26 protein-coding genes are annotated in these 26,403 nt (G+C 72.9%); 17 read left to right on the top strand and 9 right to left on the bottom strand.

What is annotated here, in order from left to right; all coding sequences use genetic code 11:
* The first annotated feature begins 21 nt into the window (after positions 1–21).
* A complete protein-coding gene (locus VGN74_RS12600; RefSeq protein ID WP_327448722.1) occupies positions 22–858 on the top strand; it encodes an alpha/beta hydrolase in 837 nt (278 codons plus the stop codon).
* Positions 859–893: 35 nt separating this feature from the next.
* Positions 894–1,493: a glutathione S-transferase family protein gene (locus VGN74_RS12595; protein ID WP_327448720.1), complete on the top strand. Its 600-nt coding sequence runs from the start codon at positions 894–896 to the stop codon at positions 1,491–1,493.
* Between the two features lie 6 nt (positions 1,494–1,499).
* Here VGN74_RS12595 and VGN74_RS12590 read toward each other — a convergent pair whose 3' ends face one another.
* Positions 1,500–2,285 (bottom strand): sulfite exporter TauE/SafE family protein, encoded by a 786-nt coding sequence (locus VGN74_RS12590; RefSeq protein ID WP_327448717.1) that lies wholly within the window; start codon positions 2,283–2,285, stop codon positions 1,500–1,502.
* Between the two features lie 138 nt (positions 2,286–2,423).
* Here VGN74_RS12590 and prfA point away from each other — a divergent pair, with 138 nt between their 5' ends.
* From prfA to hisC, 5 genes are read left to right on the top strand one after another with little or no spacing between them, the layout of a single operon-like run.
* Positions 2,424–3,491, top strand: coding sequence for a peptide chain release factor 1 (prfA, locus tag VGN74_RS12585; RefSeq protein WP_327448715.1), 1,068 nt, complete (start codon positions 2,424–2,426; stop codon positions 3,489–3,491).
* Between the two features lie 50 nt (positions 3,492–3,541).
* On the top strand, positions 3,542–4,291 hold the full coding sequence (locus tag VGN74_RS12580; protein ID WP_327448713.1) for a polysaccharide deacetylase family protein: 750 nt from the start codon (positions 3,542–3,544) through the stop codon (positions 4,289–4,291).
* Between the two features lie 41 nt (positions 4,292–4,332).
* On the top strand, positions 4,333–5,373 hold the full coding sequence (locus tag VGN74_RS12575) for a DUF2125 domain-containing protein (protein ID WP_327448711.1): 1,041 nt from the start codon (positions 4,333–4,335) through the stop codon (positions 5,371–5,373).
* Positions 5,373–6,062: a hypothetical protein gene (locus VGN74_RS12570; protein WP_327448708.1), complete on the top strand. Its 690-nt coding sequence runs from the start codon at positions 5,373–5,375 to the stop codon at positions 6,060–6,062. The genes VGN74_RS12575 and VGN74_RS12570 overlap by 1 nt, the downstream gene beginning before the upstream one ends.
* Before the next feature lie 19 nt (positions 6,063–6,081).
* Positions 6,082–7,191 carry a histidinol-phosphate transaminase gene (gene hisC / locus VGN74_RS12565; RefSeq protein ID WP_327448706.1) on the top strand — a complete coding sequence of 370 codons (1,110 nt, stop codon included), beginning with the start codon at positions 6,082–6,084 and terminating at the stop codon, positions 7,189–7,191.
* A gap of 394 nt (positions 7,192–7,585) precedes the next feature.
* Here hisC and VGN74_RS12560 read toward each other — a convergent pair whose 3' ends face one another.
* From VGN74_RS12560 to VGN74_RS12550, 3 genes are read right to left on the bottom strand one after another with little or no spacing between them, the layout of a single operon-like run.
* Positions 7,586–8,611 carry a S1/P1 Nuclease gene (locus VGN74_RS12560; protein ID WP_327448704.1) on the bottom strand — a complete coding sequence of 342 codons (1,026 nt, stop codon included), beginning with the start codon at positions 8,609–8,611 and terminating at the stop codon, positions 7,586–7,588.
* Positions 8,612–8,666: 55 nt separating this feature from the next.
* Positions 8,667–9,392: a 16S rRNA pseudouridine(516) synthase gene (locus tag VGN74_RS12555; RefSeq protein ID WP_327448703.1), complete on the bottom strand. Its 726-nt coding sequence runs from the start codon at positions 9,390–9,392 to the stop codon at positions 8,667–8,669.
* Entirely contained in the window at positions 9,389–10,285 is an 897-nt protein-coding gene (locus VGN74_RS12550) for a class I SAM-dependent methyltransferase (RefSeq protein WP_327448701.1), read from the bottom strand. Before VGN74_RS12550 ends, VGN74_RS12555 begins: the two co-directional genes overlap by 4 nt.
* Positions 10,286–10,399: 114 nt before the next feature.
* On the opposite strand from VGN74_RS12550, the gene VGN74_RS12545 reads away from it, so the two are divergent.
* The gene (locus tag VGN74_RS12545; protein ID WP_327448699.1) at positions 10,400–11,800 is read left to right on the top strand and encodes a DUF4139 domain-containing protein; all 1,401 of its coding nucleotides are present in this window, start codon (positions 10,400–10,402) and stop codon (positions 11,798–11,800) included.
* Positions 11,797–13,440 carry a DUF4139 domain-containing protein gene (locus VGN74_RS12540; protein ID WP_327448697.1) on the top strand — a complete coding sequence of 548 codons (1,644 nt, stop codon included), beginning with the start codon at positions 11,797–11,799 and terminating at the stop codon, positions 13,438–13,440. The genes VGN74_RS12545 and VGN74_RS12540 overlap by 4 nt, the downstream gene beginning before the upstream one ends.
* Positions 13,441–13,644: 204 nt before the next feature.
* On the opposite strand, the gene VGN74_RS12535 is transcribed toward VGN74_RS12540, so the two are convergent.
* The 5 genes from VGN74_RS12535 to VGN74_RS12515 all read right to left on the bottom strand — a co-directional run bounded on the left by VGN74_RS12535 (position 13,645) and on the right by VGN74_RS12515 (position 19,043).
* A complete protein-coding gene (locus VGN74_RS12535; RefSeq protein ID WP_327448695.1) occupies positions 13,645–14,859 on the bottom strand; it encodes an NAD(P)/FAD-dependent oxidoreductase in 1,215 nt (404 codons plus the stop codon).
* 43 nt (positions 14,860–14,902) lie between these two features.
* On the bottom strand, positions 14,903–15,649 hold the full coding sequence (locus VGN74_RS12530; protein ID WP_327448693.1) for a peptidase: 747 nt from the start codon (positions 15,647–15,649) through the stop codon (positions 14,903–14,905).
* 70 nt (positions 15,650–15,719) lie between these two features.
* A complete protein-coding gene (locus VGN74_RS12525; RefSeq protein WP_327448691.1) occupies positions 15,720–16,544 on the bottom strand; it encodes a transglutaminase family protein in 825 nt (274 codons plus the stop codon).
* A gap of 6 nt (positions 16,545–16,550) precedes the next feature.
* Entirely contained in the window at positions 16,551–17,489 is a 939-nt protein-coding gene (locus VGN74_RS12520) for an alpha-E domain-containing protein (RefSeq protein ID WP_327448689.1), read from the bottom strand.
* Between the two features lie 153 nt (positions 17,490–17,642).
* Positions 17,643–19,043 carry a circularly permuted type 2 ATP-grasp protein gene (locus VGN74_RS12515; protein WP_349256349.1) on the bottom strand — a complete coding sequence of 467 codons (1,401 nt, stop codon included), beginning with the start codon at positions 19,041–19,043 and terminating at the stop codon, positions 17,643–17,645.
* A gap of 185 nt (positions 19,044–19,228) precedes the next feature.
* On the opposite strand from VGN74_RS12515, the gene VGN74_RS12510 reads away from it, so the two are divergent.
* The 8 genes from VGN74_RS12510 (at position 19,229) to hisIE (ending at position 26,376) form a co-directional block, all read left to right on the top strand.
* Positions 19,229–19,573, top strand: coding sequence for a YerC/YecD family TrpR-related protein (locus VGN74_RS12510; RefSeq protein WP_327448685.1), 345 nt, complete (start codon positions 19,229–19,231; stop codon positions 19,571–19,573).
* Positions 19,574–19,583: 10 nt separating this feature from the next.
* Positions 19,584–20,465: an ATP phosphoribosyltransferase gene (gene hisG / locus VGN74_RS12505; protein WP_327448683.1), complete on the top strand. Its 882-nt coding sequence runs from the start codon at positions 19,584–19,586 to the stop codon at positions 20,463–20,465.
* Positions 20,465–21,787, top strand: a complete 1,323-nt coding sequence (gene hisD / locus VGN74_RS12500) for a histidinol dehydrogenase (RefSeq protein WP_327448681.1) — start codon at positions 20,465–20,467, stop codon at positions 21,785–21,787. Before hisG ends, hisD begins: the two co-directional genes overlap by 1 nt.
* The gene (gene hisB, locus VGN74_RS12495; protein ID WP_327448679.1) at positions 21,784–23,226 is read left to right on the top strand and encodes an imidazoleglycerol-phosphate dehydratase HisB; all 1,443 of its coding nucleotides are present in this window, start codon (positions 21,784–21,786) and stop codon (positions 23,224–23,226) included. The genes hisD and hisB overlap by 4 nt, the downstream gene beginning before the upstream one ends.
* A gap of 133 nt (positions 23,227–23,359) precedes the next feature.
* The gene (gene hisH / locus VGN74_RS12490; RefSeq protein ID WP_327448677.1) at positions 23,360–23,959 is read left to right on the top strand and encodes an imidazole glycerol phosphate synthase subunit HisH; all 600 of its coding nucleotides are present in this window, start codon (positions 23,360–23,362) and stop codon (positions 23,957–23,959) included.
* A gap of 172 nt (positions 23,960–24,131) precedes the next feature.
* Positions 24,132–24,866 carry a 1-(5-phosphoribosyl)-5-[(5-phosphoribosylamino)methylideneamino] imidazole-4-carboxamide isomerase gene (locus VGN74_RS12485; protein ID WP_327448675.1) on the top strand — a complete coding sequence of 245 codons (735 nt, stop codon included), beginning with the start codon at positions 24,132–24,134 and terminating at the stop codon, positions 24,864–24,866.
* On the top strand, positions 24,863–25,630 hold the full coding sequence (gene hisF, locus VGN74_RS12480) for an imidazole glycerol phosphate synthase subunit HisF (protein ID WP_327448673.1): 768 nt from the start codon (positions 24,863–24,865) through the stop codon (positions 25,628–25,630). The genes VGN74_RS12485 and hisF overlap by 4 nt, the downstream gene beginning before the upstream one ends.
* A gap of 80 nt (positions 25,631–25,710) precedes the next feature.
* Positions 25,711–26,376 (top strand): bifunctional phosphoribosyl-AMP cyclohydrolase/phosphoribosyl-ATP diphosphatase HisIE, encoded by a 666-nt coding sequence (gene hisIE, locus VGN74_RS12475; RefSeq protein WP_327449496.1) that lies wholly within the window; start codon positions 25,711–25,713, stop codon positions 26,374–26,376.
* The last annotated feature ends 27 nt before the right edge of the window (positions 26,377–26,403 follow it).

Here is a 26,403-nt window from a genome sequence, read left to right as displayed (position 1 = left end):
CTCGCCACTGGGGGGATACAGATGCTGAGACACCTCGCCGCCGCGGCCGCCGCGGCCCTGATGCTGACCGCCGCGCCGACCCTGGCGCAGACGCCTGAGGCGCCGCCGGCGGTCGAGACGCTCAGCGTCCAGAACCGCGCCGTCGAGCTGCAGGTCTGGCCGGCCGAGGGCGAGCCCCGCGCGGTGATCGCCTTCAGCCATGGCATGGGCGGCGCCCCGGCGGCCTACCATCGCCTGCTCGAGACCTGGCAGGCCGCGGGCTTCACCGTGCTGGCCCCGCTGCATGTCGATTCCCTGCGCCATCCCGACCGGGCCAGCTTCAACGGGCCGACCGGCTTCTTCGCACGCATCGCCGACATGGCCGCGGTGCGCGAGGCGGCGCGCCAGCGCGCGCCCGGCAAGCCGCTGATCGCCGCAGGCCACTCCTATGGCTCGCTGCTGTCGGCCATGGCCGGCGGGGCGGTGACCGTGGCCGGCCCGCAGGGCGACGCCGACGTGGACGCCATCGTCCTGCTGTCGTCGCCGGGCGCGGTCCCGGGACTGGTGACGCCGGACACCTACCGGCCCATGGCCACGCCCTCTCTGACCATCACCGGCGATGCGGACCTGGTGCCCAACTTCGTCACCGACTGGACCGCCCACCGGCTGCCGTTCGACGGGGCCGGCGGGACCGGCCACCTGCTGCTGGTCTTCGCCGGCGGCGACCACGCCCTGGTGGCCAATGCCGACGCCGAAGACTTCGCCATGCTGTCACAGGCCACCGTCGACTTCATCGCCGCCACGACTCTTGACGATGCGGCGGCGGCGGCCCGGCTGGCGGCGCTGCAGGCCGACGGCCTGACGGTCGAGCGCAAGTAGCCGCGACCGGCATCCCAAACAAACTGACAGTCTCCATGATCCTCTACATCACCGCCCCCTCCCCGTTCGCCCGCAAGTGCCGCATCGTGCTGCGCGAGAAGGGCCTCGCCGGACGCGTCGAGGAGGTCCTCGTCGACCCCTACGCCAATGCCCCGCAGCTGCTGGAGGCCAATCCCGTGGTGCAGGTCCCGACCCTGATCGCCGGCGACGGCCTGCCGGTGAACGACAGCCCGGTGATCTGCGAGCACCTGGACGAGATCGGCGGCGGCCCCCGCCTCCTGCCCGCTGCCGGGCCGGAGCGGCTTCGGGTCAAGCGGCTGGAGACCCTTGGCAATGCGGCGCTGGAGATGGGCGTCAAGCTGGTGCTGGAGATGCGCCGGCCGGAGAGCGAGCGGTCGCCGTCGTGGACCGCCCGCTGGACGACGAACATGGGCCGCGCCCTGGACGCGCTGGAAGCCGCGGTCCCGGCGCCGGACGCGCCGCTCGACATGGGGGTGATCACCGCCGGCGTCGCCGCCAGCTGGATCGGCTTCCGCCACCCGGACTTCGGCTGGGCGGAAGGGCGGCCGCGGCTGGCGGCCCTCACCGCGGCGCTGGAAACGCGCGACAGCTTCCGCGCCACCGCCCCGGCCTGAGGCGGCTCAGCGCCCGACCAGACCGGCCAGCTGCAGCCCCTGGAAGCCGGCCAGCACGATCAGCAGGCCGCCGACCGCAAAGGTCAGCAGGCGCTGCGGGACGCGCTTGACGACGAAGCCGGCGAAGGGCGCCGCGATCAGCCCGCCGACCACGAGGCCGGCCACGGCGGCGAGGTGGCTCTGCAGACCCTCCGCCTCGCGCCAGTGGCCGGTGACGAGGGCCCAGAGGAAGGTGGCGGAGATGGCCGAGGTGACAAGGAACTCGACCGAATTGACGGTGCCGATGGCCTTGCGCGGCTCCTGCCCGGCGCCGACCATGGCCGAGGACACGGTCGGGCCCCAACCGCCACCGCCGATGGCGTCGAAGAAGCCGCCGACGACACCCAGCGGTGCTACCAGCCAGCGCGGGCGGATGACCCGCGGCCTCAGCGCGCGCGTGGCCCGCCACAGGATGTAGAGCCCCATCCCCGCCAGATAGACGATGATGAACGGCTTGATCATGTCGCCGTCGATGCCGCTGAGCAGATAGGCGCCGGCTACCCCGCCGGCCACGCCGCCCACGGCGAGGGGGACGAACAGCCGCCACTCCACATTGCGATGCCAGACGTGGGAGCTGGCGGAGGCGCCGGTGGTGAACACCTCGGCCGCATGGACGCTGGCCGAGGCCGTCGCCGGGGGCACGCCGAAGGCCAGCAGCACGGACGACGAGATCACCCCGTAGGCCATGCCGAGGGCGCCATCGACGATCTGGGCCAGCATCCCGACCAGCAGGAACAGGAGGAAATCTTCCATCGGGCCCCTTGGTCGCCTGCGGCAGCAGGGCGAGAAGTCCCGAACACGCCGTTGGTTGCCTGGCGCCGTCAAGATCGACAGGGGGCGCGACCGCGCGTAAAGCGGGCGCCCCGTGCAACCCCTTCCGAAGGCCCGCCCTTGCGACTGCCCCAGGCCCGGCTCGAACAGGTGCTCGACCGCTTCCAGGAGGTCGAGGCGCGCATGTCCGCGGCCTCGGACGGAGCCGAGATCGTGCGCCTGTCGAAGGAGCATGCCGAGCTCAAGCCGGTCGCCGACGCCGTCGCCGCCCTCGCCCGCGCCCGCGCCGAGATCGGCGAGCTGGAGGCGCTGGCGGCCGATCCCGAGATGGGGGCCCTCGCCGCCGAGGAGCTGGACGCCCTCTCCGCCCGTCTGCCGGAGATGGAGCGGGCGGTGGCCCTGCTGCTGGCCCCGCGCGACCGGGACGAGAACGCCTCGGCCATCCTCGAGGTGCGCGCCGGCACCGGCGGGGACGAGGCGGCCCTGTTCGCCGGCGACCTGTTCCGCATGTACAGCCGCTACGCCCAGACCCTCGGCTGGCGGGTCGAGATCGACAGCGTCTCCGAAGGCGAGATGGGCGGCTACAAGGAGATCGTGGCCAGCATCACCGGCGACGGAGTGTTCGGCCGGCTCAAGTTCGAGAGCGGCGTGCACCGGGTGCAGCGGGTGCCCGTCACCGAGGCCGGCGGGCGCATCCACACCTCGGCGGCGACCGTGGCGGTCCTGCCCGAGGCCGAGGATGTCGACATCGTCATCGAGGACAAGGACATCCGCATCGACACCTACCGCGCCTCGGGCGCCGGCGGGCAGCACGTCAACAAGACCGACTCGGCGGTGCGCATCACCCACCTGCCGACCGGCATCGTCGCCACCAGTTCCGAGAAGAGCCAGCACGAGAACCGGCGCAAGGCCATGGCCAACCTCAAGGCCCGGCTCTACGACCTGCAGCGTCAGGAGAAGGACCGGGCCCGCGCCGATGCGCGCAAGAGCCAGGTCGGCTCGGGCGACCGGTCCGAGCGCATCCGCACCTACAACTTCCCGCAGGGGCGGGTGACCGACCACCGCATCAACCTGACCCTCTACAACCTGCCGCAGATCCTCGAGGGCGAGCTGGGGCCCCTGACCGACGCCCTGATCGCCGAGGACCAGGCCGCGCGGCTGGCGGATCTCGAAGCCGAGCTGGGCTGACGCCGGACCGGGCCGACGTTTCCTTAAGCCTCGTCCGGCACAATGACCCGATGCCGCTGATCGACCAGATGCGCCGTCGGGCCGCCCGTTATCTCGACCGCGAGCCGGTGCGGATCGCGCCCGGCCGCGGCGTTTTCTCGCTCAGCTTCGACGACTTTCCCGAGACCGCCTGGACCGAGGCCGGACCGATCCTCGCGCAGCATGGGGTCAAGGCGACCTACTATGTCTGCGGCGGACTGGAGGGCGGGACCAATCTCGACCTGCCGCAGTTCCGCACGGCGCATCTGCAGGCGCTGGTCGAGGCCGGTCACGAGGTCGGCTGCCACACCTTCGGCCACACCAGCGTCCTGCAGCTCGACGCGGCGAGACTGGAGTCCAGCCTCGACGCCAACGCCCGCTGGGTGGCGGAACGGCTGGACGACTATCGCATGACCACCTTCGCCTATCCGTTCGGCGACGCCTCTCTCACCGCCAAGGGCGTCGTGCGGCGACGCTTCGCCCTCGGCCGCGGGGTGCGCGACGGCGTCAATCAGGGCCTCGAGGACCGGGCGCTGGTGAAGAGCATCGGCCTGGAGAGCCGCCGTCTGCCCGGCTACGACCTCGGCGCCCTGATGGCCGAAACCGCGCGCACGGGCGGCTGGCTGACCGCCTATGGCCACGACGTCTCCGACCGGCCCACGCCCTACGGCTGCCGGCCCGACGATCTCGACCGGGTGCTGCGGCTGGCCCGCGCCGCGGATCTGGAAATCCGGCCGATCGGCGAGGCGTTCGCGGCGATGCAGGCGTCCGCCGCCGCCTGAGGCGCCCTGCACGCGCCGCGGTTCCGCGCTATGAGCGGGTCATGACAGACCTGCCCCCCGACCCCGCACCGCCCCCCCGCTATTCCCGCAAGGGCCTGATCGCGCCGTTCGGGATCGTCCTGATCGCCCTCGCCCTGTGGAGCGTCTGGTGGGCGGTGCTGATCGAGCGCGTCGAGAGCGGGCTGAACGACCGCATCGCCGCCCTGCGCGAGGCGGGCTGGACCGTGCGCTACGCCGCGCTGCAGGTGAACGGCTGGCCCTTCCGGGCCAGCGTGCGGCTGCGCGATCTCGAGCTGGTCGCGCCTTCGGGACAAGGCGTCTCGGCGCCGGCGCTGTCGGCCGAGGCCATGGCGTGGGACCCGGACCGCTGGGTGCTGGTGGCGCGGGACGGGCTGGTTCTGTCGCGCGGCGACAGGGGCAAGGTGACGCTCGACGCCGGCGCGGTGCGCGCCAGCGGCAGCGGCTGGGGCAACGCCTATCCGAACCTGGCGGTGGAGATCGTCGAGGCCCGGTTCACTCCCCTGCCGGGCGCCGAACCGTTCCCCCTGGCCAGCGCGGCGCGGCTGGAAGTCTATGTGCGCCCCAACGCCGGTCTCGAAGGCGGCCCCGGGGTGGCCCAGCCCGCCGGCGACCCGGCTGACGCCGCCGATGTGCTGGTGCGCCTGATCGAGGCCCGCGGCCGCCCCGGCGGCCCGGTCGCCGCCCTGACCCGCAACGGCATTCTGACCGTGCAGGGCGAGGCGGTCATCACCCGCGCCCGCGACCTGTCCGGTCAGGACGTGGCCGGACTGACCGCCGCCTGGGCCCGCAACGGCGGCGCCCTGCTGAATGTGCGGGGGGAGCTGACCGCCGGGACCAGCACGGCGCGGTTCGACAGCCCGCGGCTGGCGGCCGGGCCGGACGGGCGACTGACCGGACAGGTGACCCTGACCGCGCAGGACGCGGCGGCCGCCGTCAGCGGCCTGACCGGCGCGCCGGCCGACGCCCTCCCCGCCGCGGATGCGACGCTGACCCTGAGCTTCGCCGACGGCGAGGCGCGGCTCGGGCCGCTGGCCCTCGCTCCGGCGCCGAAGCTGTTCTGATGACGCTGCAGGAACCCGAGGTCGGCGCCGGGCTGATCGCCGCCGACCGGGCCCTGGCTGAAGCCGTGCGGAACCGGCTGGCCCAGCCGGCGGCGGCCCCGGACGTCGAGACCCTGGCCTTGCGGCACGCGCTGCAGGGGCTCGACGGCCCGGCGCGGGCGGCGCTGAAGGCGGTCGCGGGCCGCCTCGCCGCCACTCGCCGGCCGGTCACCGTGGCGGGCCCTGCGTCGCAGCTGCTGGCGGCGGACCGCTACGGCGGCACGCGCAACGTGGCGACCACCGCCGAGGCGGCCCTCACGGCGCCAGACCCGGCCACGGTGCTGATCGATCTGGACGGGCTCGGCCCCTGGTGGGCGCGTCTGCTGGCTCGCGCGGACCGGGCCGTCATCGGCGCCCTGCCGGATGAGCCCGGCAGCCGGCCGCTGGCGCTTCAGGTGGGCGCCGCCATGACCGGCCCGACCGGCGACGACCGCACCTTCTGGGTCACCGACGCGGCGGCGTCAGAGGCGGCGATCGTCGCGGTTCTGGCCGGAGAAGGACTGATCGCGACACCGGCGGCGCGGGCCGGCGGCTTGAAGCTGTTCCTCCTCACGGGCTATGTGCAGCCCCATGATGCGCGGCTGGAGGCTCCGGCTGTCGCGACCCTGGGGCGGCTGTCCGGCGTGATCGGGCACGCGCCCGTCCTCTGACGTTTGACAAGGCGATCCCATGAGCGACCCCGCGACCGTGCACGGCCCCGCCCCCAAGCCCGGCATCCTCGATATCGCCCCCTATGTCGGCGGTAAGGCGAACCTCGACGGGGTGGCCAAACCGATGAAGCTGTCCTCGAACGAGAACATGCTGGGCGCCGGCGAGAAGGCCCGGGCCGCCTACGCGGCGGCGCTGGACAACATCCACATCTATCCGGACGGCCGGGCCAACAAGCTGCGCGCGGCGGTCGCCGAGCTGCACGGGCTGGAGCCCGAGCGGCTGATCTTCGGCAACGGGTCGGACGAGGTCTTCGCCCTGCTGAACCAGACCTACCTGACCGCCGGCGACAACATCGTCACGGGCCAGTACGGCTTCCTCGCCTATCGCATCAGCGCCCTGGCCAACGAGGCCCAGGTCAAGCTGGCCCCGGAGCCGGAGCTGAAGGCGACGCCCGAGGCCCTGCTGGAGCAGGTCGATGACCGCACCCGCATCGTCTATGTCTCCAGCCCGGCCAACCCGACCGGCAGCTGGAACACCACCGAAGAGATCGCCCGCCTGCACGCGGCCCTGCGCCCGGACATCCTGCTGGTGATCGACGAGGCCTACGCCGAGTACGTTCAGGAGCCCGACTGGGCCACCAGCTTCCCGCTGGCCAGGGACGCGCCCAACGTGGTCGTCACCCGCACCTTCTCCAAGATCCACGGCCTCGGCGGCCTGCGCATCGGCTTCGGCTATGCCCCGCTGCCGGTGGCCGAGGCGGTCGACCGCATCCGCCTGCCGTTCAACGTCTCGGTGCCCGGGCTCGAGGCGGCGGTCGCCGCCCTGTCCGACGAGGCGCACCAGACCGCTTCGCGCGAGCTGATCCACAGCTGGCGGCCGCGCCTGACCCAGGCCATTCGCGGCTTCGGCTTCGAGGTCTACCCGTCCGCCGGCAACTTCATCCTCGTGCGCTTCCGCGACCCGAAGCGCTCGGCCGACGCCGCCAACGCCTACCTCAACAGCAAGGGCGTGATCGTGCGCCAGGTCGGCGGCTACGGCCTGCCGGACTGCCTGCGCATCACCATCGGCACCGAGGACCAGAACCGCGCCGTCATCGACGCCCTCAGCGAGTTCGCCGCGGGGGCGTGAACCATATCTCCTCCCCCGCAAGCGGGGGAGGGGAACCGCCGAAGGCGGTGGAGGGGGCGACCGCAAGCGCCGCGCCTGACCTCGCCCCCTCCACCCCGCTGCGCGGGGTCCCCCTCCCCCATACGCTCCGCTATGGGGGAGGAGCGAAACCCGACTACGTGCCGATCCATGGCCCGCCCCTTCGCCGGGCGGCGCAGGTTCATCACGGAGAACACAGAGGACAGCACAGAGAGCACAGAGGCGGCGGTGATAACCGGCGCGAAGCGCCCTTGCGACCAGCGTCAGGACGAAGGCGCCTGCGGCGCAACCACCGCCACGCCTCCGTGACCTTCGTGTCTTTGCGGCTCTGTGTTCTCCGTGATGAACCGTGCAGCCCCGCCGGAGGCGAAACGCCTCAGTCCGTGCCGACCATGGCGTCCCAGGGGTCGGCGGTTCCGGCCTCGACCTCGGCGACGCTGACGGCCGGCCAGCCGACGCGCTCGTCGGCGGAGTCGCGCCACGCCAGCACGGTCCAGTCGCGCAGCACCGCCGCGCCCGCCGCCAGCCGTTCCGTGGCGAAGGCGATGCCGCGCGCGTCGCCATCGACGAAGGCGCCCGCCTTCTCCAGCCGGTAGAAGGGCGTCACCTCGGCGAGGGTGTCCAGCAGATAGGCCGCCGTCGAGGCGCGCAGCTCGAAGCCGTCCAGCGCCGGGGCGGGCATGGCGGCGGCGACGTCGGTGGCGCGGACGTTGCGGCGGATGTAGGCGCCCTCGAACAGGCCGTGGGTCCGGCGTGAAGTGGTGAAGCCCTCGGGATTGGGCTCGCCGTCGGCCCAGCCATTGTAGTGGATCGAGGCGTGCAGGGGCTGGCTGGCGTCGCCGACATAGTGGGCCAGCACGCCCAGGTCGCGCAGGATCAGCGCCTCGCGCCGCAGGCGGTCCTCGCGGTACCAGGCCCGCTTGCCCGGATCGGTCTCGCGCGCCTCGGCGGCGTTCAGCACGCGCCAGTAGCCGAGGTTGCGGACCAGCTGCTGGTAGCCGTCCATCAGGGCGTAGGGCAGCCAGCCGGCCGTATCCACATCGGTGCCCGCAGCGATCAGGGCCGCGTCATACTCGGACTTGAGGCGGGGCAGCTCGGTGATGTGCGGCCCGCTGGCGACCATGACCCGGCCGTCCTCGCGCATGTCGACGAAGTGCGCCGTGTCGCGCTCGCGGTCGTGCGGCTGGCCGGCGCCCTTCCAGCGGTCCGGCTCGCGGGCCAGCTCGCCGATCTCGGCGGCGGCGGCCGGACTACGCAGGAAGGCGGGGATCTCGTCCGGCAGGGCGCGCACCGCCTCAACGCCGATGATGCGGTGGCCGGTTGCGCCCCAGGCGACGACCTCGCTGGCCGGGCCGCCGACGGCGAGGGCGAGCAGCAGGGACGGGACGAGCAGGCGCTTCATGCGGGAACCTCCGGACAGACCCCCGCCCTACCCCGCCCCGGCGCCGCGGGGAAGCTCAGGCGAACACCGCCGCGATCTCTTCGTCCGTCATCTGGCGCCACTGCCCCGGGGCCAGATCTTCCGGCAGCGCCAGCCCGCCCAGTCGCTCGCGGTGCAGGGCCTCGACGTGGTTGCCGACGGCGGCGAACATGCGCCGGACCTGGTGGTAGCGCCCCTCGGTCACGGTCAGCCGCGCCTCGGTCGGCGAGAGCGGCTCCAGCTGCGCCGGGGCGAGCGGCTTGGCCTCGCCCTCGAGCATCAGCTCGCCGGAAGCGAAGATGGCGCCCTCCTGGCCGGTCAGGGGACGGGCGAGCGTGGCGCGGTAGACCTTGGCCACATGGCGGCGCGGGCTGATGATCCGGTGCAGCAGCTCGCCATCGTCGGTCAGCAGCAGCAGGCCCGAGGTCTGCTTGTCGAGGCGGCCGACGGTGGAGATGGCCGGGTCGCGGCGGCGCCAGCGGGGCGGCAGCAGGTCATGCACCAGCGCCCCGTCCTCCTTGTGCGAACAGGTCACGCCCACCGGCTTGTGCATCACGAGGGCCAGACCCGGCGGCGGGTCGACCGGGCGGCCGTCGATCTGCAGCCGCGCCGGCAGGTCGGGCCCGACCGGGATGCGCGCCGCGGCGTCGCTCAGGGTCGTCCCGTCAAGCTCGATCCCGCCGGCGCGGGCCAGCTTCTGGATCTCCGACCGGGTGCCGTAGCCGAGGCCCGACAGCAGCTTGTCCAGCCGCACCGCCTTCACTTGGTCGCCTCGTAGACCTTGTAGCCGCTGACCTCCTCGACCAGCCGGACCCGGCGGAAGGCAGCGTCGAGATCGGCCTCGTAGGGCAGGTGGCGATTGGCCACGAGCCACAGCACGCCGCCCTTGCCGAGCAGACCGGCGGCGGCGCGCACGAAGCCCTGCCCCAGCCGTCGGTCCTCCTGTCCCCCGTCATGGAACGGCGGATTGGTGACGACGAAATCCAGGTCATCGGTCCCGAGGGTGCGGGCATCGGCCCAGTCAAAGCGGGCGCGCGGATCCTCGACATTGCGCCGGGCCGCCTCGATGGCGCGTCGGTCGAGGTCGACGAGGCGCAGCTCCGTGATCGCCGGCGACCGCAGCGCCACCAGCGCCAGCGCCCCGTAGCCGCATCCGAGGTCGGCGCCCCGCCCCTTCAGCGGCGGCAGATGCTCGGCCAGCAGGGCCGTGCCGGCATCGATCCGGTCCCAGGCGAACACGCCCGGCTGCGACCAGGCCTCGAGGCCCGGAACCTGCTGCAGCGCGCCTGCCGCGATCGCCGCGTCCAGCCCCTCGACCGCCTGGGGCCGCAGGGCGATGCAGCGGCGATGGTGCGCCTTGGGCGTATCCTCGGCGGCGACGCCGAAGGCCGCCAGCTCGCCCTTGAGCCGCCCGCCGCCCTTGTCCTTGGGGGTCATGACATCGAGCCGGCCGCCGGGTCGCAGTGCGCGCAGGGCCAGCGCCAGCACATGGCGCCGCTCGACGGCGCCCGGGGGCGCATAGACGGTCACCGCCTCGGCCGAACCCGGCGCGATCGTGTCGAGCGGGGTCGATCCCGGGATCAGCGGGGAGGTCTGGACCGCGTCGGCGGGGGGATCGAAGACGGCCGGCGGCCGGCCGTAGAGAAGGCGCGTCATGGGCTCCGCTTACCCCAGTCGTGTCGCCTGAGGAACGCAGCAGAGTCGATTCGGGTGGACAGCGGAGCCATTCCACCGTCCCATGGGGCCACAGGGGAAACGAGGGGAGGATCGATGCGATCGCTCAAGCGCGCGCTTCTGGCGCTGACTGTCCTGGCGTCGACGCCACTGGCCCTGACGCCCGCCCCGGCGGCGGCGCAGCAGCCCGCCGGCCCTGAACGGCTGGCCCTGACCATCTACAACCAGAACCTCGCCCTGGTGGAGGACGTGCGGCGGCTGAACCTGCCCGCCGGCCGCTCGCGGCAGGAGTTTCCGGGCGTCTCGGCCAGCATCCGCCCCGAGACCGTCAGCCTGTCCGGCGACGGCCTGTCGGTGGTCGAGCAGAACTTCGACTTCGACCTGCTGACGCCGGACAAGCTGATGACCGCCGCCGTCGGCGACGAGATCGGGCTGGTGCGGATCAATCCGGCGACGGGCGGCGAGACCGAGCTGCGCGCCCGGGTGCTGGCGGCCAACGAGGGCGTGGTGCTGCAGATCGGCGACCGCATCGAGGTGCTGCGCGACGACGGCGTGCCGACGCGGGTGATCTTCGACGAGGTGCCGGCCAACCTGCGGCCGCGCCCGACGCTCAGCGTCACCCTCAATGCCGACCGCGCCGGGACGCGCGAGACGACGCTCAGCTATCTGACCACCGGCCTGAGCTGGCGCGCCGACTATGTCATCGACTTCGACGAGGCCGCCGGCCGCATGGACCTGACCGGCTGGATCACCCTGACCAACCAGTCCGGCGTGACCTTCACCGACGCCGACACCCGTCTGGTCGCCGGGGAGCTGAACATGCTGTCCGGCCTCGGCGGCGGCTACGGCGGGCGCAACACCTACGGCACCGACAGCGGCGACGCGGAGGACCTGGCCGACTACTACATCTATCCGATCCCCGAGCGGGTCACGGTGGCCAACAACCAGACCAAGCAGGTCGGGCTCTACGCCGCCACCGGCGTACCGGCGCGCAAGCGCTACCGGTCCGAGTTCTCGGGCTTCGGCAATCGCCAGCCGTCGAGCGCCGAGGTCGCCGTGGTGTTCGACAACAGCCGCGCCTCGGGCCTCGGCCGCGCCCTGCCCTCCGGCATCGTCCGCGTCTACATGGATGACGTCGGCGGCCAGTCGCGCTTCGTCGGCGAGGACGGCATCGGCCACACCTCCGCCGGCGCGGAAGTGGCGATCACCACCGGCTCCGCCTTCGACGTGACCGTGCAGACCACGATCACGGACAGCCAGGTCATCCGCATCGACCAGAACAATGCGCGGACCCGCTACGAGATGGCCTACGACGTGCGCAACGCGCGGCGCGAGCCGGTCACGGTCGAGCTCCGCCAGACCGGGCTCGGCCGCAACGGCCGGCTGATCTCCGAGAGCCAGACCGGCGAGCGGCCGAACGCCGACACCCGGGTGTGGCAGGTGCGGGTCCCGGCCAATGGCACGACCCGGGTGACCGCCACCTTCGAGATCGAGTGACGGTCGCCGCGGTGCGCGCCTTCCGCCGCCTTCTCGCGCTGACGGCCGCGGCGACCGCCCTGGCCCTGCCGGCGGCCGCCCAGACGGTCTCGGTCTCGCCCCGGGCCGAGGCCCGCGACGTGGTGATCTACCGGTCGCAGCCGGTCGACACGGCGCGGCTGGCGGCCATGCGCGGCTCGCCCGGGCTGCGCCAGCAGGGCCTCGCCCTGATCGTCGAAACGCGCACCATCGACGTGCCCGCCGGCGAGGGCGTGGTCCGGTTCGAAAACGTCGCCGACGGCATCATCACCGCCTCGGTGGTGATCGACGGCCTGCCGGCGCGGATCACCGAGCAGAACACCGACTTCGACCTGCTGACCCCCGGCGGCCTGATCCGGCGCTCGGTCGGCGAGGTGGTGCGGCGCGTCCGCACCAATCCCGAGACCGGTGCGGAGACGGTCGATGTCGGCGTGCTGCGGGCGGCCAATGACGGGGTGGCGCTGGAGATCAACGGCCGGCTGGAGGCGCTGCAGTGCTCCGGCCAGCCCGAGCGGCTGGTGCTGGATCGCGTCCCCGACGGCCTGACCGACCAGCCGGTGCTGTCGCTGCGCACCCGCGCCACACGCGCCGGGCGGCATCGGGTGACGCTGGCCTATCTGGCGACCGGGCTGCAGTGGTCAGCGGACTATGTGGCCCGTCCCTCGGAGGACGGGCGCACCCTGGCGCTTGAGGGCTGGATCACCCTGATCAACGCCGGCGCCACCACGTTCGACAATGTCGAGCTGCAGCTGGTCGCCGGCGAGCTGAACCGCGAGGGCCAGACCCGGCCGATCCAACCGGCCCGCATCAGCCGGCCGGTCGGCTGCTGGCCGATGGACACGACCACCGAAGTGCCGGGCTTCGGCCTGCCGGACTCCGGCCTTGAGGACGTTATGATGATGCGCGGCGGGCCCGTCGCCTACGCCAGCGCCGTGCCTCCGCCGCCCGCCCCGCCCCCGGCGCCGCCCGCTCCGCCCGCGCCTCCACGGCCAGAGGAGTCCGACCTCGGCGACTACAAGCTCTACACCCTGCCCGAGCCGGTCACGGTGGCGGCGCGCCAGACCAAGCAGGTGCAGTTCCTGGCCCAGCCCGAAGTGGCCTACACCCGACTGCACCGCAGCTGGGTCTCGGCCTATGAGGGGCGGGTCAGCGGCGGCGGGCGGCCGCAGATCGTGTTCGAGAGCCTGAACAGCGAGGCCGAAGGCCTGGGGCGCGCCCTTCCGGGCGGCCGGGTGCTGGTCATGGCCGACATCGCCGGGCGACGCATGGCGGCCGGCAGCGCCACCTTCCGCGACAATCCGATCGGCCTGCCGCTGACCCTGACGTTCGGCCAGGCGCTGGATGTCGAGGTGATCCCGCGGGTGGTCGAGCACCAGCCGGGACAGTGGCTGTCGCAGCGACAGCGCGAGGCCAGCCGGAGCGCCATGGCCGCCGTCCTGCGCAACACCGGCCGCGAGACCGTGACCGTCGAGATCGTGCCGTCGGCCCAGCACGAGACCGGCTTCCGCATCCTCGAGGAAAGTCATCCGCTGGCGCGCAACCCGCGCGGCGAGCTGAGCTGGCGCATCACCGTCCCGGCCGGGGAGTCCGTCGAACTGACCTGGACCTATCAGGTCGGTTGACGCCCCCTTCTCCTCCCCAGCCTGCGGGGGAGGATGAACGCATTTCCTCCCCACAAAGTGGGGAGGGGGACCGCGAAGCGGTGGAGGGGCCCGGTCGCCAGGATGACCGGCGGGCAGTGAGGGGCGAACGCAAGCGCTGCGCCTGAACCCGCCCCCTCCACCACGCTGCGCGCGGTCCCCCTCCCCCTCTGCGAGGGGGAGGCGTTAGAGCGCCACCGCCTTCATCGACACGGCCGGGTCCGCCAGTTTCGCCGGATCGACCGGGGTGGCGCGGGCGATGAGCTGGCGGCCGCCCATGAACTCGGCCGGGGCGTTGATGGCCTCGACGCAGACCAGCCGGTCGCCCTTGAGGTGGAACACGGCCAGCGGCCCGGCGGCGGGATCGCCGCGCACGACAGTGCGGTCGGCCCCGGCCGGCAGGCCGGCCATCTGCAGCTTGAGATCGTACTGGTCGGACCAGAACCACGGGACCTCGGCCGGCGGCGGCGTGCGCCCGGTGATGGCCGCGGCGGCCTGCTTGGCCTGTTCGAGCGCATTGGGCACGCTCTCCAGCCGGAACAGGCCTTCGCCGAGGGCCAGGACCGGCCGCCGGGTGCAGTCGCCGATGGCGAATATGGCCGGGTGCGAGGTCCGCGCCTGTCCGTCGACCACCACCCCGCCGTCGCAGGCCAGACCGGCCGAGCGCGCGAGGGCGTCGCAGGCGTCGGCCCCGACCCCGACCAGCACCACGTCGCCGGTCTCGGCCCCGCCGGCGTGGACGACGCGCAGCCGCTCGCCGTCTGGCGTGATCGCCGAGATCTCCACGTCCGTGTGCACCACCACGCCCTCGGCGCGGTGGCGCGCCGCCAGCAGGTCCGAGACCGGCTCGGAGGCGACCCGCGACAGCAGGCGCGGGGCCCGCTCCAGCACCACGGCCTCGCAGCCCAGCGCCCGGGCCGACGCCGCCGCCTCAAGCCCGACGAAGCCGCCGCCGATCACCACCAGCCGCGCGCCGGGGGTCAACCGCGCCTTCAGCGCCTCGGCCTCCGCCATCGAGCGCAGCGCCAGCACGCCGGGCAGATCGGCGCCCGGCAGCGGCAGGGCGCGCGACACCGACCCGGTGGCGAGGATCAAGACGTCGAAAGGTTCGGTCGATCCGTCGGCGAAGGCGACGGTCCGGGCGTCCGCGTCGATCGCCTCGGCGCGCATCCCGAGCCGCACCTCGACGCCCTGCTCGGCGTAGAAGGTCTCCGGCCGCAGGAAGAGGTCCTCCGGCCCCGCCTCCCCCTTCAGCCACGCCTTGGACAGGGGCGGCCGCTGGTAGGGCAGGTGCGGCTCCTCGCCGACGAGCAGGATCGGGCCCTCATGGCCGAACTGGCGGAGCGTGGCGGCGGCGGCGCCCCCGGCATGGCCGGCGCCGAGGATCAGGACCCTGGTCATGGCCGCCACATAGGCGCTTCGCGGCGCGGCCGCCACGTCCGGCTCAGGCGCCGTTCATCAGCCAGGGCGGGGCGGGCATGCCGCGGTGGGCGGCGGCCAGCGCCTCGGACCAGTGCCGGCCAAGGTCGCGGAAATAGGCGTCGTCCGCATCGATGCGGCGCTGGAACCCCTTCAGCGCCCCGCGCCGCACCACCATCAGATCGAGCGGCGGGCCGACGGCGATGTTGGAGCGGATGGTGGAGTCGAACGAGATCAGGCCCAGCTTCACCGCTTCCTCGAGCGGCGTGTGGTGGCGCAGGGCCCGGTCGAGGATCGGCTTGCCGTATTTGAACTCGCCGATCTGCAGATAGGGCGTCTCGACCCCGCACTCGATGAAATTGCCCTGGGCGTAGATCAGATAGAGCGCCAGCTTGCCGTCGCCGATCTGCCCGCCGAGCAGGAAGGTGGCCTCGGTATTGACCGCCTCGGCCTGCATCTGGGGCGCCAGCGAGGCGCGCACCTGTGACACGGCGTGGCCGATCAGCTGGGCGGCGCGGAACAGGGTCGGGACGCTCAGAAGGGTCTCGGGCGTGTCGCTGTCCGGCAGCTTCAGGCCCTCCGCCACCATGGCCAGCGCCGTCTGCGTCACGGACAGGTTGCCGGCGGTGGCGACGGCCAGCACCCGCTCGCCCGGAACCTCGGTGACGTGCAGCTTGCGATAGGTGGAGATGTTGTCGACGCCGGCGTTGGTGCGCGTGTCGGCGATCAGGGCCAGCCCGTCCTCCACCAGCATGCCGACGCAGTAGGTCATGCCGACCGCTCCTCCCCGAGAGCGCGGACGCTAGCCGATTCGGACGTCTGCGCGCGCATCGGGCGGCTCCTTACTGCTGCTGTTGCGGCGGGGCCAGCGCCCGCACCGTCAGCCGCACGTCGAGGCTTTCGGCGCCCCCGCCATAGCTCGTCCCCCGCACCGGGGAAGCGCCGAGGCTGTCGAGCCCGGCCGCCACGCGAACATAGGCCTCGCCCGGACAGACTCCGTTTGCGGCGTCGAAACCGATCCAGCCCAGCCCCTCGACGAAGGCCTCGGCCCAGGCGTGTGCGGCCTCCTGTTCCACCTCGCCGTCGTGGCGCAGCAGGTGGCCTGAAACGTAGCGGGCCGGGATTCCCAGCCGCCGGGCGGCGGCGATGAAGATCTGGGCATAGTCCTGGCAGACGCCGCTGCCGAGGGCGAAGGCCTCCGCGGCGGTGTGCCCTGCGTCGGTCGCCCCGACCTCGAAGCTCATGCGGCCATGGAGGGCGGCCATCAGGGCGTGCAGCTGGTCGAGCCGCCCGCCGGCTCCGCGCGCGGTCTCGGCGAAGTCGATCAGGGCGGCGTCCGGCGCCGTCAGCGGCGTCTCGCGCAGGAACACCAGCGGCGACAGACGTTCGGTAACGCCCTTCAGGACCCCGGCCGTGTCCGTGGTGTGCACCTCGCCGGACACCCGCACCGTCAGGCTGTCGCAGGGCCGCTCCGTGTACAGGGCGTGCACCACATTGCCGAAGGCGTCTTCCGAGCGCCGCAGCCGGGCGTCGACGTCGGTCTCCAGCCCCCAGGCCCGGACCTGCTGCCCCTCGTTCGAACGGGGGGTCAGGCGCAGCAGCTGCACGATGAAGCGGGCCGGGGCGGCGTAGGCGTAGGTGGTGGCGTGATCGATGCGGATACGCATGGGCGGTCAGGCCAGGTACTGGTCGTGGATGGCCTCGGCCAGGGCGTTGTTCTCGTTCAGGAAACGCTGGATGTATTCATGCAACCCCGACTGGAAGATGTCCTCGATGCGCGCCTCGTTGAAGGCGTTCAGCCGGGCGCCCGCCAGCCGCTGGGCCGGACCGCGACGGTTGTAGTCAGCCGCCAGCCGTTCGAGATAGCTGACGATCATCGCCTGGCAGCTGGCCAGCGACCGCGGCATCTGCCGGTTCAGCACCAGCAGGTCGGCCACCAGCCAGGGCCGCACGGATTCGCGATAGACCCAGCGGTAGGCGGTCAGGGCCGAGACCTCGCGCAGCAGGGTGGTCCACTGGAAATAGTCCAGCTGGCCGCCGACCCGCTCTCCGGGCGGCAGCAGCAGATGGTACTTCACATCCAGCAGGCGGGCGGTGTTGTCGGCGCGCTCGATGGCAGCCCCGAGCCGCAGGAACCAGTAGGCGTCGTTGCGCAGCATGGTGCGCGAGGAGGCGCCCTCGACCGCCAGCGACACCGACTTCACCCAGTCGAGGAAGCGCACCATGTCGTCGCGCCGGGTCGGCGCCCGGTGCTCGGCCAGCCCGTTCCAGGCCCCGTTGATCGCCTCCCAAAGCTCGACCGTCAGGGCGGTGCGCACCGAGCGGGCGTTGGTGCGGGCCCGGCCGATGCAGGCGTGGATCGAGCAGGGATTGTCGGCGGCGAAGGCCAGATACTCGCGCACGCTCGCTTCGGTGGGCTGGCCGCGGGCGGCGTGGAAGGCCTCGGCGCAGCCGGCCGAAGCCACCGCGCTGGCCCAGGCGGCGTCCGCCGCCTCCCCGCGCGACGGCAGGGTGGCGAGGCGGATGGCGGCGTCGAGAATACGCGCGAGGAAGTCGGCCCGCTCCATGTAGCGGCCGGTCCAGTACAGGCTGTCGGCGGTGCGGCTCAGCATGGCGTGATCTCGCCGCGCGCGGCCCCTCCACCACGCTGCGCGTGGTCCCCCTCCCCACTGATGTGGGGAGGAAAAGCCTTCGCCTCCCTGTCGCCGAAGGCGATGGGGAGGTGGATCGCCGGCAAGGCCGGCGAGACGGAGGGGCGAGGCGCGCTAGACATCCAGCACCCAGGTGTCCTTGGTGCCGCCGCCCTGGCTGGAGTTGACCACCAGCGAGCCGGGCTTGAGCGCGACCCGGGTCAGGCCGCCGGGGGTGACCCGCACGCCGGACGGGCTGGTCAGCACGAACGGGCGCAGATCGACATGGCGCGGCGACAGGCCGTCGCCGCTCAGGGTCGGGGCGGTCGACAGCTGCAGCGTCGGCTGGGCGATGAAGTCATCCGGGTCGGCGATCAGCTTCTGGCGGAAGGTCTCGATCTCGGCTTTCGTCGCCGCGGGCCCGACAAGCATGCCATAGCCCCCCGACCCGCCGACCTCCTTGACCACCAGCTCGGGCAGGCGGTCCAGCACCTCCTTCAGCGCCTCCGGCTCGCGGCAGCGCCAGGTCGGGACGTTCTTCAGGATGGGCGCCTCGCCGGTGAAGAACTCCACGATCTCCGGCATGTAGGTATAGACCGCCTTGTCGTCGGCGACGCCGGTGCCGACGGCGTTGGCGAGGGTGACGGTCCCGGCCTGGTAGGCGGTCATCAGCCCCGGCACCCCCACCGCCGAGTCCGGCCGGAAGGTCAGGGGATCGAGGAAGTCGTCGTCGATGCGGCGATAGATGACGTCGACCCGGCGCGGCCCCTGGGTGGTGCGCATGAACACCTGGTCGTCGTTGACGAACAGGTCCGCCCCCTCGACCAGCTCCACCCCCAGCTTGTCGGCCAGGAACGAGTGCTCGTAGTAGGCCGAGTTGAAGGGCCCGGGCGTCAGCACGACGATGGTTGGATCGCTCCCGGCCCCGGCCGGAGCCGAGGCCTCCAGCGCCCGCAGCAGGTCATCGACATAGGTATCGACCGGCCGCACCCCGTGCTCGGCGAACAGGTCCGGGAACAGCCGCATCATCATCTCGCGGTTCTCCAGCATGTAGGAGACCCCCGACGGGGTGCGGGCGTTGTCCTCCAGCACGTAGAAGCCGTGCTCGCCGGTGCGGATCAGGTCGACGCCGCAGATGTGGCACCAGACGTCGCCGGGCGGCCGACGCCCCTGCATCTCGGGCCGGTACTGCGGATTGGTCAGGATCAGGTCGGCGGGGGCCACGCCCGCGCGCAGACAGTCCTGTGGGCCGTAGATGTCCTTGAGGAAGGCGTTGAGCGCCGCCACCCGCTGCTTCAGCCCGCGCTCCAGCTCCATCCACTCGCGGGCGGCGAGGATGCGGGGCACGACGTCGAAGGGGATCAGCCGCTCGTTGGACTCGGCGTCGCCATAGACGGCGAAGGTCACGCCCATGCGCCGGAACACCACCTCGGCCTGTTTGGCGCGGGCCTTCAGCAGGTCGGGCGGCGCGGCGGCGATCCAGGCGGCGAGCGCCTCGTAGGCCGGCCGCACCCCCGAGCCGTCCAGCCCGGACATTTCGTCGAAAATCGCCTTGATCGGGTCCGTCACCCTGTCAGACTGGATCAGAGGCGGCCGCGCGCGCAACCGTTTTGTTGCGGCGCCGCAAAGCTTCGGTAGCGGATGGAAGATTTCACCGCGACGCCGGCGCCTGCGACGGGACGCCGCTTGACCGTTCCAGCGTTACATCATATTGGAACGCGATGACCGACGCCCCCGCGACCGCCGACCGCCCGACCCGCGCGCCTTCGCCCGCGGCCGACGCGACTGCGCCGTCGGGGCGGGAGGCGCTCTATGACGCCCTGCTCAGCCTGACCTCGCGGGCCGAGATGGACGCCTTCCTGCAGGACCTCTGCACCCCGGCGGAACTGCGCGCCTTCGCCGAACGCTGGCAGGTCGCGCGCCTGCTGCACCAGGGCGGCAAGTCCTATCGCGAGATCGCCGCTGAAGCCGGCGCCAGCCCCACCACCGTCGTGCGGGTGGCGCGCTTCCTCAAAGAGATGCCGCACCAGGGCTACCGCCTGGTGCTGGATCGCCAGCAAGCCTGAGAGCCTTTCCATGAGTACCGTTCAGGGGCGGCTCCGCATCGCCGTCCAGAAATCCGGCCGTCTGGCCGAACGCAGCCTCGACCTCGTGCGGGATGCGGGTCTGCGCGTCATGAAGGGCGCGAACGACCTGCTGTATCGGGTCGAGAACTATCCGATCGACCTGCTGCGGGTGCGCGATGACGACATCCCGACCTTCGTCGCCGACGGGGTCTGCGACCTCGGCGTGGTCGGCGAGAACGTGCTGGAGGAGGCGCGCAACGGCGGGCCGCACGCCGAGGTCGTCATGCCGCTCGGCTTCGGCAAGTGCACCCTGAAGATCGCCACGCCGCCGGCGCTGGAGTACGCCGGCCCGGCCGCGCTGGACGGCCGTCGCATCGCCACCTCCTATCCGCGCATCCTGCGCCGCTGGCTCGACAGCCAGGGCGTGACGGCGGAGATCGTCACCATGCGCGGCGCGGTCGAGGTGGCCCCGCGGCTGAAGCTGGCCCACGCCATCTGCGACCTGGTCTCGACCGGGGCGACGCTGGAGGCCAACGGCCTGGTGGCGCGCGAGACGGTGTTCGAGAGCCAGGCCGTGCTGATCCGCAGCCCCCAGCCGCCGGAGCCTGAACTGCAGGCGTTGCTGGACAGCATCGTCGAGCGGATGAGCGGCGTGGTCGCCTCCCAGGGCGCCAAGTACGTCATGCTCAACGCGCCGCGGGCGGCGCTGGACCGGATCACCGCCATCCTGCCGGGCGCCGGCTCGCCGACCGTCATGCCCCTGTCCGGCCGCGACGACGCGGTGGCGGTGCACGCCGTCTGCCAGGAGGCCGTGTTCTGGGAGACCCTGGAAAAGCTCAAGGCCGAGGGGGCGTCCGCCATCCTCGTCCTGCCGATCGAGAAGATGATGTGATGACGCCGGTGGAGATGACCCGCATCGACTGGTCGGGGCTGGACAGCCAGGGCAGGCGCGACGCCCTCGCCCGCCCGGCGCGGCGCAGCGAACGCGACGTGCAGGAGGTGGTGCGCGAGATCCTGCAGGCGGTGGCCGCCGAGGGCGGAGCGGCGGTGACCCGCTACGCCGAGCGTTTCGACGGTGCCCCGCCGCGCCGCATCGCCATCACGCCGGAGGCCGTGGCCGAAGCGCGCGCCGCCCTGCCCCCCGCCGATGTGCGCGCCCTGCGCGTCGCCGCCGACAACGTCCGCGTCTTCCACGAGGCGACCCGGCCCGAGGACACGGCGTGGGTCGAGACCACGCCGGGGGTCCGCTCGCGGCTGGTCTGGCGCCCGATCGGGGCGGCCGGGATCTATGTGCCGGGCGGGACGGCGCCCCTGTTCTCGTCGCTGCTGATGCAGGCCATCCCGGCCGGGGTGGCCGGCGTGGGCCAGCGGGTCGTGGTCACGCCGCCGGCGAAGGACGGGTCGGTGCACCCGGCCATGATCCTGGCCGCCGCCGAGGCGGGGCTGGACGCGATCTGGCTGCTGGGCGGGGCCCAGGCCATCGCCGCCCTGACCTATGGCGCGGTGCTGGAGGACGGCGAGATCCCCGCCTGTGACAAGCTGTTCGGCCCGGGCAACGCCTTTGTCGCCGAGGCCAAGAAGCAGGCCGCCGCCCTGCCGGGCGGTCCGGCGGTCGACATGCCGGCGGGCCCCTCGGAACTGATGGTCGTCGTCGACCGTGACGCCGCGCCGGAGATCGCCGCCGCCGACCTGCTGAGCCAGGCCGAGCACGACGCCGACGCCCAGGTGATCCTCGTCTCCACCAGCCGCGCCACCCTCGACTACATCCTGACGGAGGTGGAGCGCCAGGTCGCCGACCTGCCCCGCGAAGCCATCGCCCGCGCCTCGCTCGCGGAAGCGCGGGCCATTCTCGTGCGCGACCTGAACGCCGCCTGCGAAGTCATCAACCTGTACGGCCCCGAGCACCTGGCGCTGCAGGTCGAGGATCCGGAGGCCCTGCTGCCGGGCATCCGCGCGGCCGGAGCGGTGTTCGTCGGCCGTTACGCCGCCGAGACCCTCGGCGACTACGCCGCCGGGCCCAGCCACGTCCTGCCCACCGATGGCGGCGCCCGCACCCTCGGCGGCATCACCACCGCCAGCTTCATGACCACCATGTCGGTGCAGACCGTCACCGCCGGGGGCGCCGACGTGCTGGGCCCGATCGCCGCCCGCCTCGCCCGGCTCGAGGGCCTCGAGGCCCACGCCCGCGCGGCGGACATGAGGGCCGGGGCATGACCGCCCTCACCAACCTGCCCGCGCCCTTCGCGCCGCTCGTCGCCGGGGGCGAGGGGCTGGACCGTTATCCGTCGACGGCGGACGCCCTGCAGGCGCGGCTGGCGGACCTTTACGGCGTCGGCGGCGACCAGGTGCTGGTCACCCGCGGCCTGACGCACGGGCTGGAGCTGGCCTTCCGCCTCGCCGGGCGCGACGGTCAGGCCGTCGAGGCGCCGGACGCCGAGCCCTACGCCAGCCTGCGCCGGCTGTATCCGACGCCCCCCGCCGGCGCCGCCACGGCGGCGGTGATCGTGCGCGCCCTCGGCTCGCCCGAGGCGGTGGTCGAGATGGCCGAACGGGTCGCGCCCGCCCTGCTCGTCATCGACGAAGGGCTGATCGAGTACGCCGACGGCGCCTCCGCGACGACGGTGATCGGCGAGGCGGAAAACCTGGTCGTGCTGCGATCCCTGTCGCTGGCCTACGGGCTGGCCGGGGCGCGCGTGGGTGCGGCGGTCGGTCAGGCCGGGGCGCTGGCGCGGCTGGCGGCGGTGGTCGAACCCTACGCCCTGCCCGAGCCGTCGCTGCGGCTGGCGCTGCAGGCGCTGGATCCGTCGCGGCTGCTGGAGACCCGGCGGCGCATCGACACCGTGCGCAGCGAGCGCGCCCGGCTGGCCCGCGAGCTGGCCCGCGAGACCGTGGTCGAGGCCGGCGTCGGCCCGGTGCTGATCGTGCGCCCGACGGACGTGGAGGCGGCGGTGCAGAGCCTGCGCGGCCTGGCGGTGCCGGTCGAGCGCGCCGGCGAGCGCCTGCGTCTGCCCGTCTCGACGCGGCCCGAGGTCAACGACCGGCTGCTGGCCGCCTTCGGCCTTGCGACAGCCGGGCGTCCGGCCCGCCGCGGCCAGGCCGTGCGGGACACCAAGGAGACGCGCATCGTCTGCGCCGTCGATCTCGACGCGACCGGGCCGATCGCCATCCACACCGGGGTCGGCTTCTTCGACCACATGCTGGAGCAGGTGGCGGCCCACGGCGGCTTCTCCCTCACCCTGGCGTGCGAGGGCGACCTGCACACCGACCCGCACCACACCATCGAGGACTCGGCCATCGCGCTTGGCCAGGCGCTCAAGCAGGCGCTGGGCGAGCGCCGCGGCATCGCCCGCTACGGCTTCGTCCTGCCCATGGACGAGGCCGAGGCGAAGGTCTCGATCGACCTGTCGGGCCGGCCCTATCCGGTGTTCGAGGGGACGTTCGAGACGCCCTTCATCGGCGACTACCGCACGGACCTGACCGCGCACGTGTTCCGTTCGCTGGCCGAGCACCTCGGCGCGGCGGTGCACATCGCCGTCACCGGAGCCGACGACCACCACAAGACCGAGGCGGTCTACAAGGCCTTCGGCCGCGCCCTGCGCCAGGCCATCCGCATCGAGGGCGAGGCCGTCCCCAGCACCAAGGGGGTGCTGTGATGGCGCGCGCCGGCAGCGTCGCGGCGGCGGCAGTGAAAGGTGTCAGTGCTAGTGAACAGGCAAGCCAACCACGGCCCAGCCCGCGCGCGGCCCGCTCACTAACACTAGCACTCTTCACCCCACGCTCCCGCCCATGACCGTCTCCCTCCTCGCCTACGGGGCTGGCAACATCGCCTCGGTGCGCTTCGCCTTCGAGCGGCTGGGCGCGTCGGTCGAGCTGGTCTCGACCCCGGACGCCATCGCCGCGGCCGAGCGGCTGGTGCTGCCCGGCGTCGGCGCGGCCGGCTACGCCATGGCGCGGCTGCGCGATCTCGGCGTTGTCGAGGCCCTGCGCGCCTTCCCGCGGCCGCTGCTGGGCGTTTGCCTCGGCCAGCAGCTGCTGTTCGAGCGCAGCGTCGAGGATGGCGGCGCCGAGCTGCTGGGCCTCCTCCCGGGCCAGGTCGAGGCCATCACGCCGGCGTCCGACCGGCCGGTGCCGCACATGGGCTGGAGCCGGCTGACGCGCCGGGTCGATCACCCGCTGCTGGCCGGCGTCGAGGACGGCGCCTGGGCCTATTTCGTGCACGGCTTCGTCTGCCCCGACGGCCCCGCGACCCTCGCCGCCGCCGAGTATGGCGGACCGGTGCCCGCCGTGGTCGCCGACGGCAATCGCATGGGCTGCCAGTTCCACCCCGAACGCTCGGCCGCCGCCGGCCGCCGCATCCTGCAGAACTTCCTGGAGCTCCCCGCGTGACCCTTTCCCTGTCGTCATCCCCCGGCGCAGCGCAGCGGAGACCGGGGGACCCAGCACCTGCAAGGATGAACCGCGGCCTTGTCCGCTTGCCCGAGGCGCTTGCCCTTGGATCCTCCGGTCGGCGCCGCGAGATCGCGGCTTGCCGGAGGATGACGACAGGGGAGCTCCCCGCGTGATCGTCTATCCGGCCATCGACCTCAGGGGCGGCATCTGCGTCCGGCTGATGCACGGGCGCTTCGACCAGGTCACCGCCTATGACGAGGACCCGCAGGCGCGACTGGCCGCCTTCGCCTCGGCGGGCGCCGCCTGGGTGCACATCGTCGACCTCGACGGCGCCGAGCAGGGCCGCGCGGTGCAGCACGCCCTGATCGGTCGGCTCGCGGCGAGCGGTCTGGCGCAGATCCAGTCCGGCGGCGGCGTCCGCGCGGTCGAGGACGTCGAGCGTCTGCTGGAGGCCGGCGTCGCCCGTGTGGTGGTCGGCTCGCTGGCGGTCAGCGCGCCGGAAACGGTGATCGGCTGGCTGGAGCGCTTCGGGCCGGAACGCCTGACCCTGGCGCTGGACGTCAAGCTGGTCGACGGCGTGCCGGTGCCGGCGCTCAAGGGCTGGACCGAGGCCGCCGGCGTCGACCTGTGGACCGCGCTGGATCGTTACGCCCCGGGCGTGGCGCGCCATGTGCTGATCACCGACGTCGGCCGCGACGGGGCCCTGACCGGCCCGAACCTGGAGCTGCTGGCCGAGGTGCGGCGCCGGCGTCCCGACCTGCGGGTCCAGGCGTCCGGCGGCGTCTCGGCGCTGCACGACCTGACGGCGGCGAAGGCCGCGGGCTGCGCCGGGGCCATCGTCGGCCGCGCCATCTACGAAGGCCGGTTCAGCGTCGAGCAGGCTCTGGAGGCGGTGGCCGCGTGACCGCCCGCCGCATCATCCCCTGTCTCGACGTCAAGGACGGCCGGGTGGTCAAGGGCGTGCGCTTCGAGGGCCACCGCGACATGGGCGACGCCGCCGAACTGGCCGCCCGCTACCGTGACGAAGGCGCCGACGAGCTGGTCTTCTACGACATCACCGCCAGCCCCGAGGGGCGCACCCTCGACTACGGCTGGGTCGAGGACATCGCCCGGCTGCTGGACATCCCCTTCTGCGTCGCCGGAGGCATCCGCACCGTCGACCAGGCCGCGCGCTGCCTCGACCACGGGGCGGACAAGGTGTCGATCAACTCGCCCGCGCTGGAGCGGCCGGAGCTGATCGCCGAGATGGCCGAGCGGCTGGGCCGGCAGTGCGTCGTCGTCGGCGTCGACAGCCAGTTCCAGGACGGCGAATGGCGCGTGCACAAGTACACCGGCGACCCGAACGCCCGCCGCGGCGCGGGCCGGCTGACCATGGACTGGATCGTCGAGGCGCAGGGTCTCGGCGCCGGCGAGATCGTCCTCAACTGCATCGACCAGGACGGGGTGCGGAAGGGCTATGACGTGGCCCAGCTGCGCGCCGCGCGCGACCGGCTGACCATTCCGCTGGTGGCCTCCGGCGGGGCCGGGGCGGTCGAGCACTTCACCACCGTGTTCCGCGAGGCCGACGTCTCCGGGGCCCTCGCCGCCTCGGTCTTCCACTCCGGCGCCATCGCCATCCCCGATCTCAAGCGCGCGCTCGACGCGGACGGTGTAGAGGTGCGGTTATGAACAGCCACAATTCCTCCCCCACCGGGGGAGGGGGACCGCGAAGCGGTGGAGGGGGGGAAACCTCGACCTCGCCGACCGGGATTGCCCCCCTCCACCATCCTGCGGATGGTCCCCCTCCCCCTGCGGGGGAGGAACGGGCGCTCGACTTCGCCAAGGGCGGCGGGCTGATCCCCGCCGTGGTGCAGGACGCCGACACCCTGCAGGTGCTGACCCTCGCCTACATGGACGAGGCGGCGCTGCAGGAGACGCTGGAGAGCGGCGAGGCGACCTTCTTCTCGCGCTCGCGCGGCGGGCGCTGGCGCAAGGGCGAGACCAGCGGCAACCGGCTTAAGGTCGTGTCAGTGACGCCGGACTGCGACGGCGACGCGCTGGTGGTGGCCGTCCGCCCGATGGGCCCGGCCTGCCACCTCGGCACGACCAGCTGTTTCGGGATGGAGACCGCCCCGGGCGTCGGCCGCATCGCCGCGCTGGAGCGCACCATCGCCGAGAGAGCTGCCGCGCCGGCGGACACCAGCTGGACCGCCCGTCTGCTCGCCGACGGCCCGAAGCGCGTGGCGCAGAAGGTCGGCGAGGAAGGCGTCGAAACGGCGCTGGCCGGGGCCGCAGGGCCGGACGAGGAGCTTGCCTCGGAGGCGGCCGACCTGATCTATCATCTGCTCGTGCTGCTGAAGGCGCGTCACATGTCGTTTCAGCAGGTGCTGGACGTGTTGGCTCGCCGGGCCGAAGCCGCCAAAGGGAGCGGGTAAGGCGGCGACGAAGCGGCGAAGGGAAGT

Origin of the sequence: Brevundimonas sp. (assembly GCF_035998205.1) — a bacterium.
Lineage (GTDB): Bacteria > Pseudomonadota > Alphaproteobacteria > Caulobacterales > Caulobacteraceae > Brevundimonas.
The sequence above is the reverse complement of the archived record's forward strand: the minus strand, read 5'-3'. Positions and strand labels throughout refer to the sequence as shown.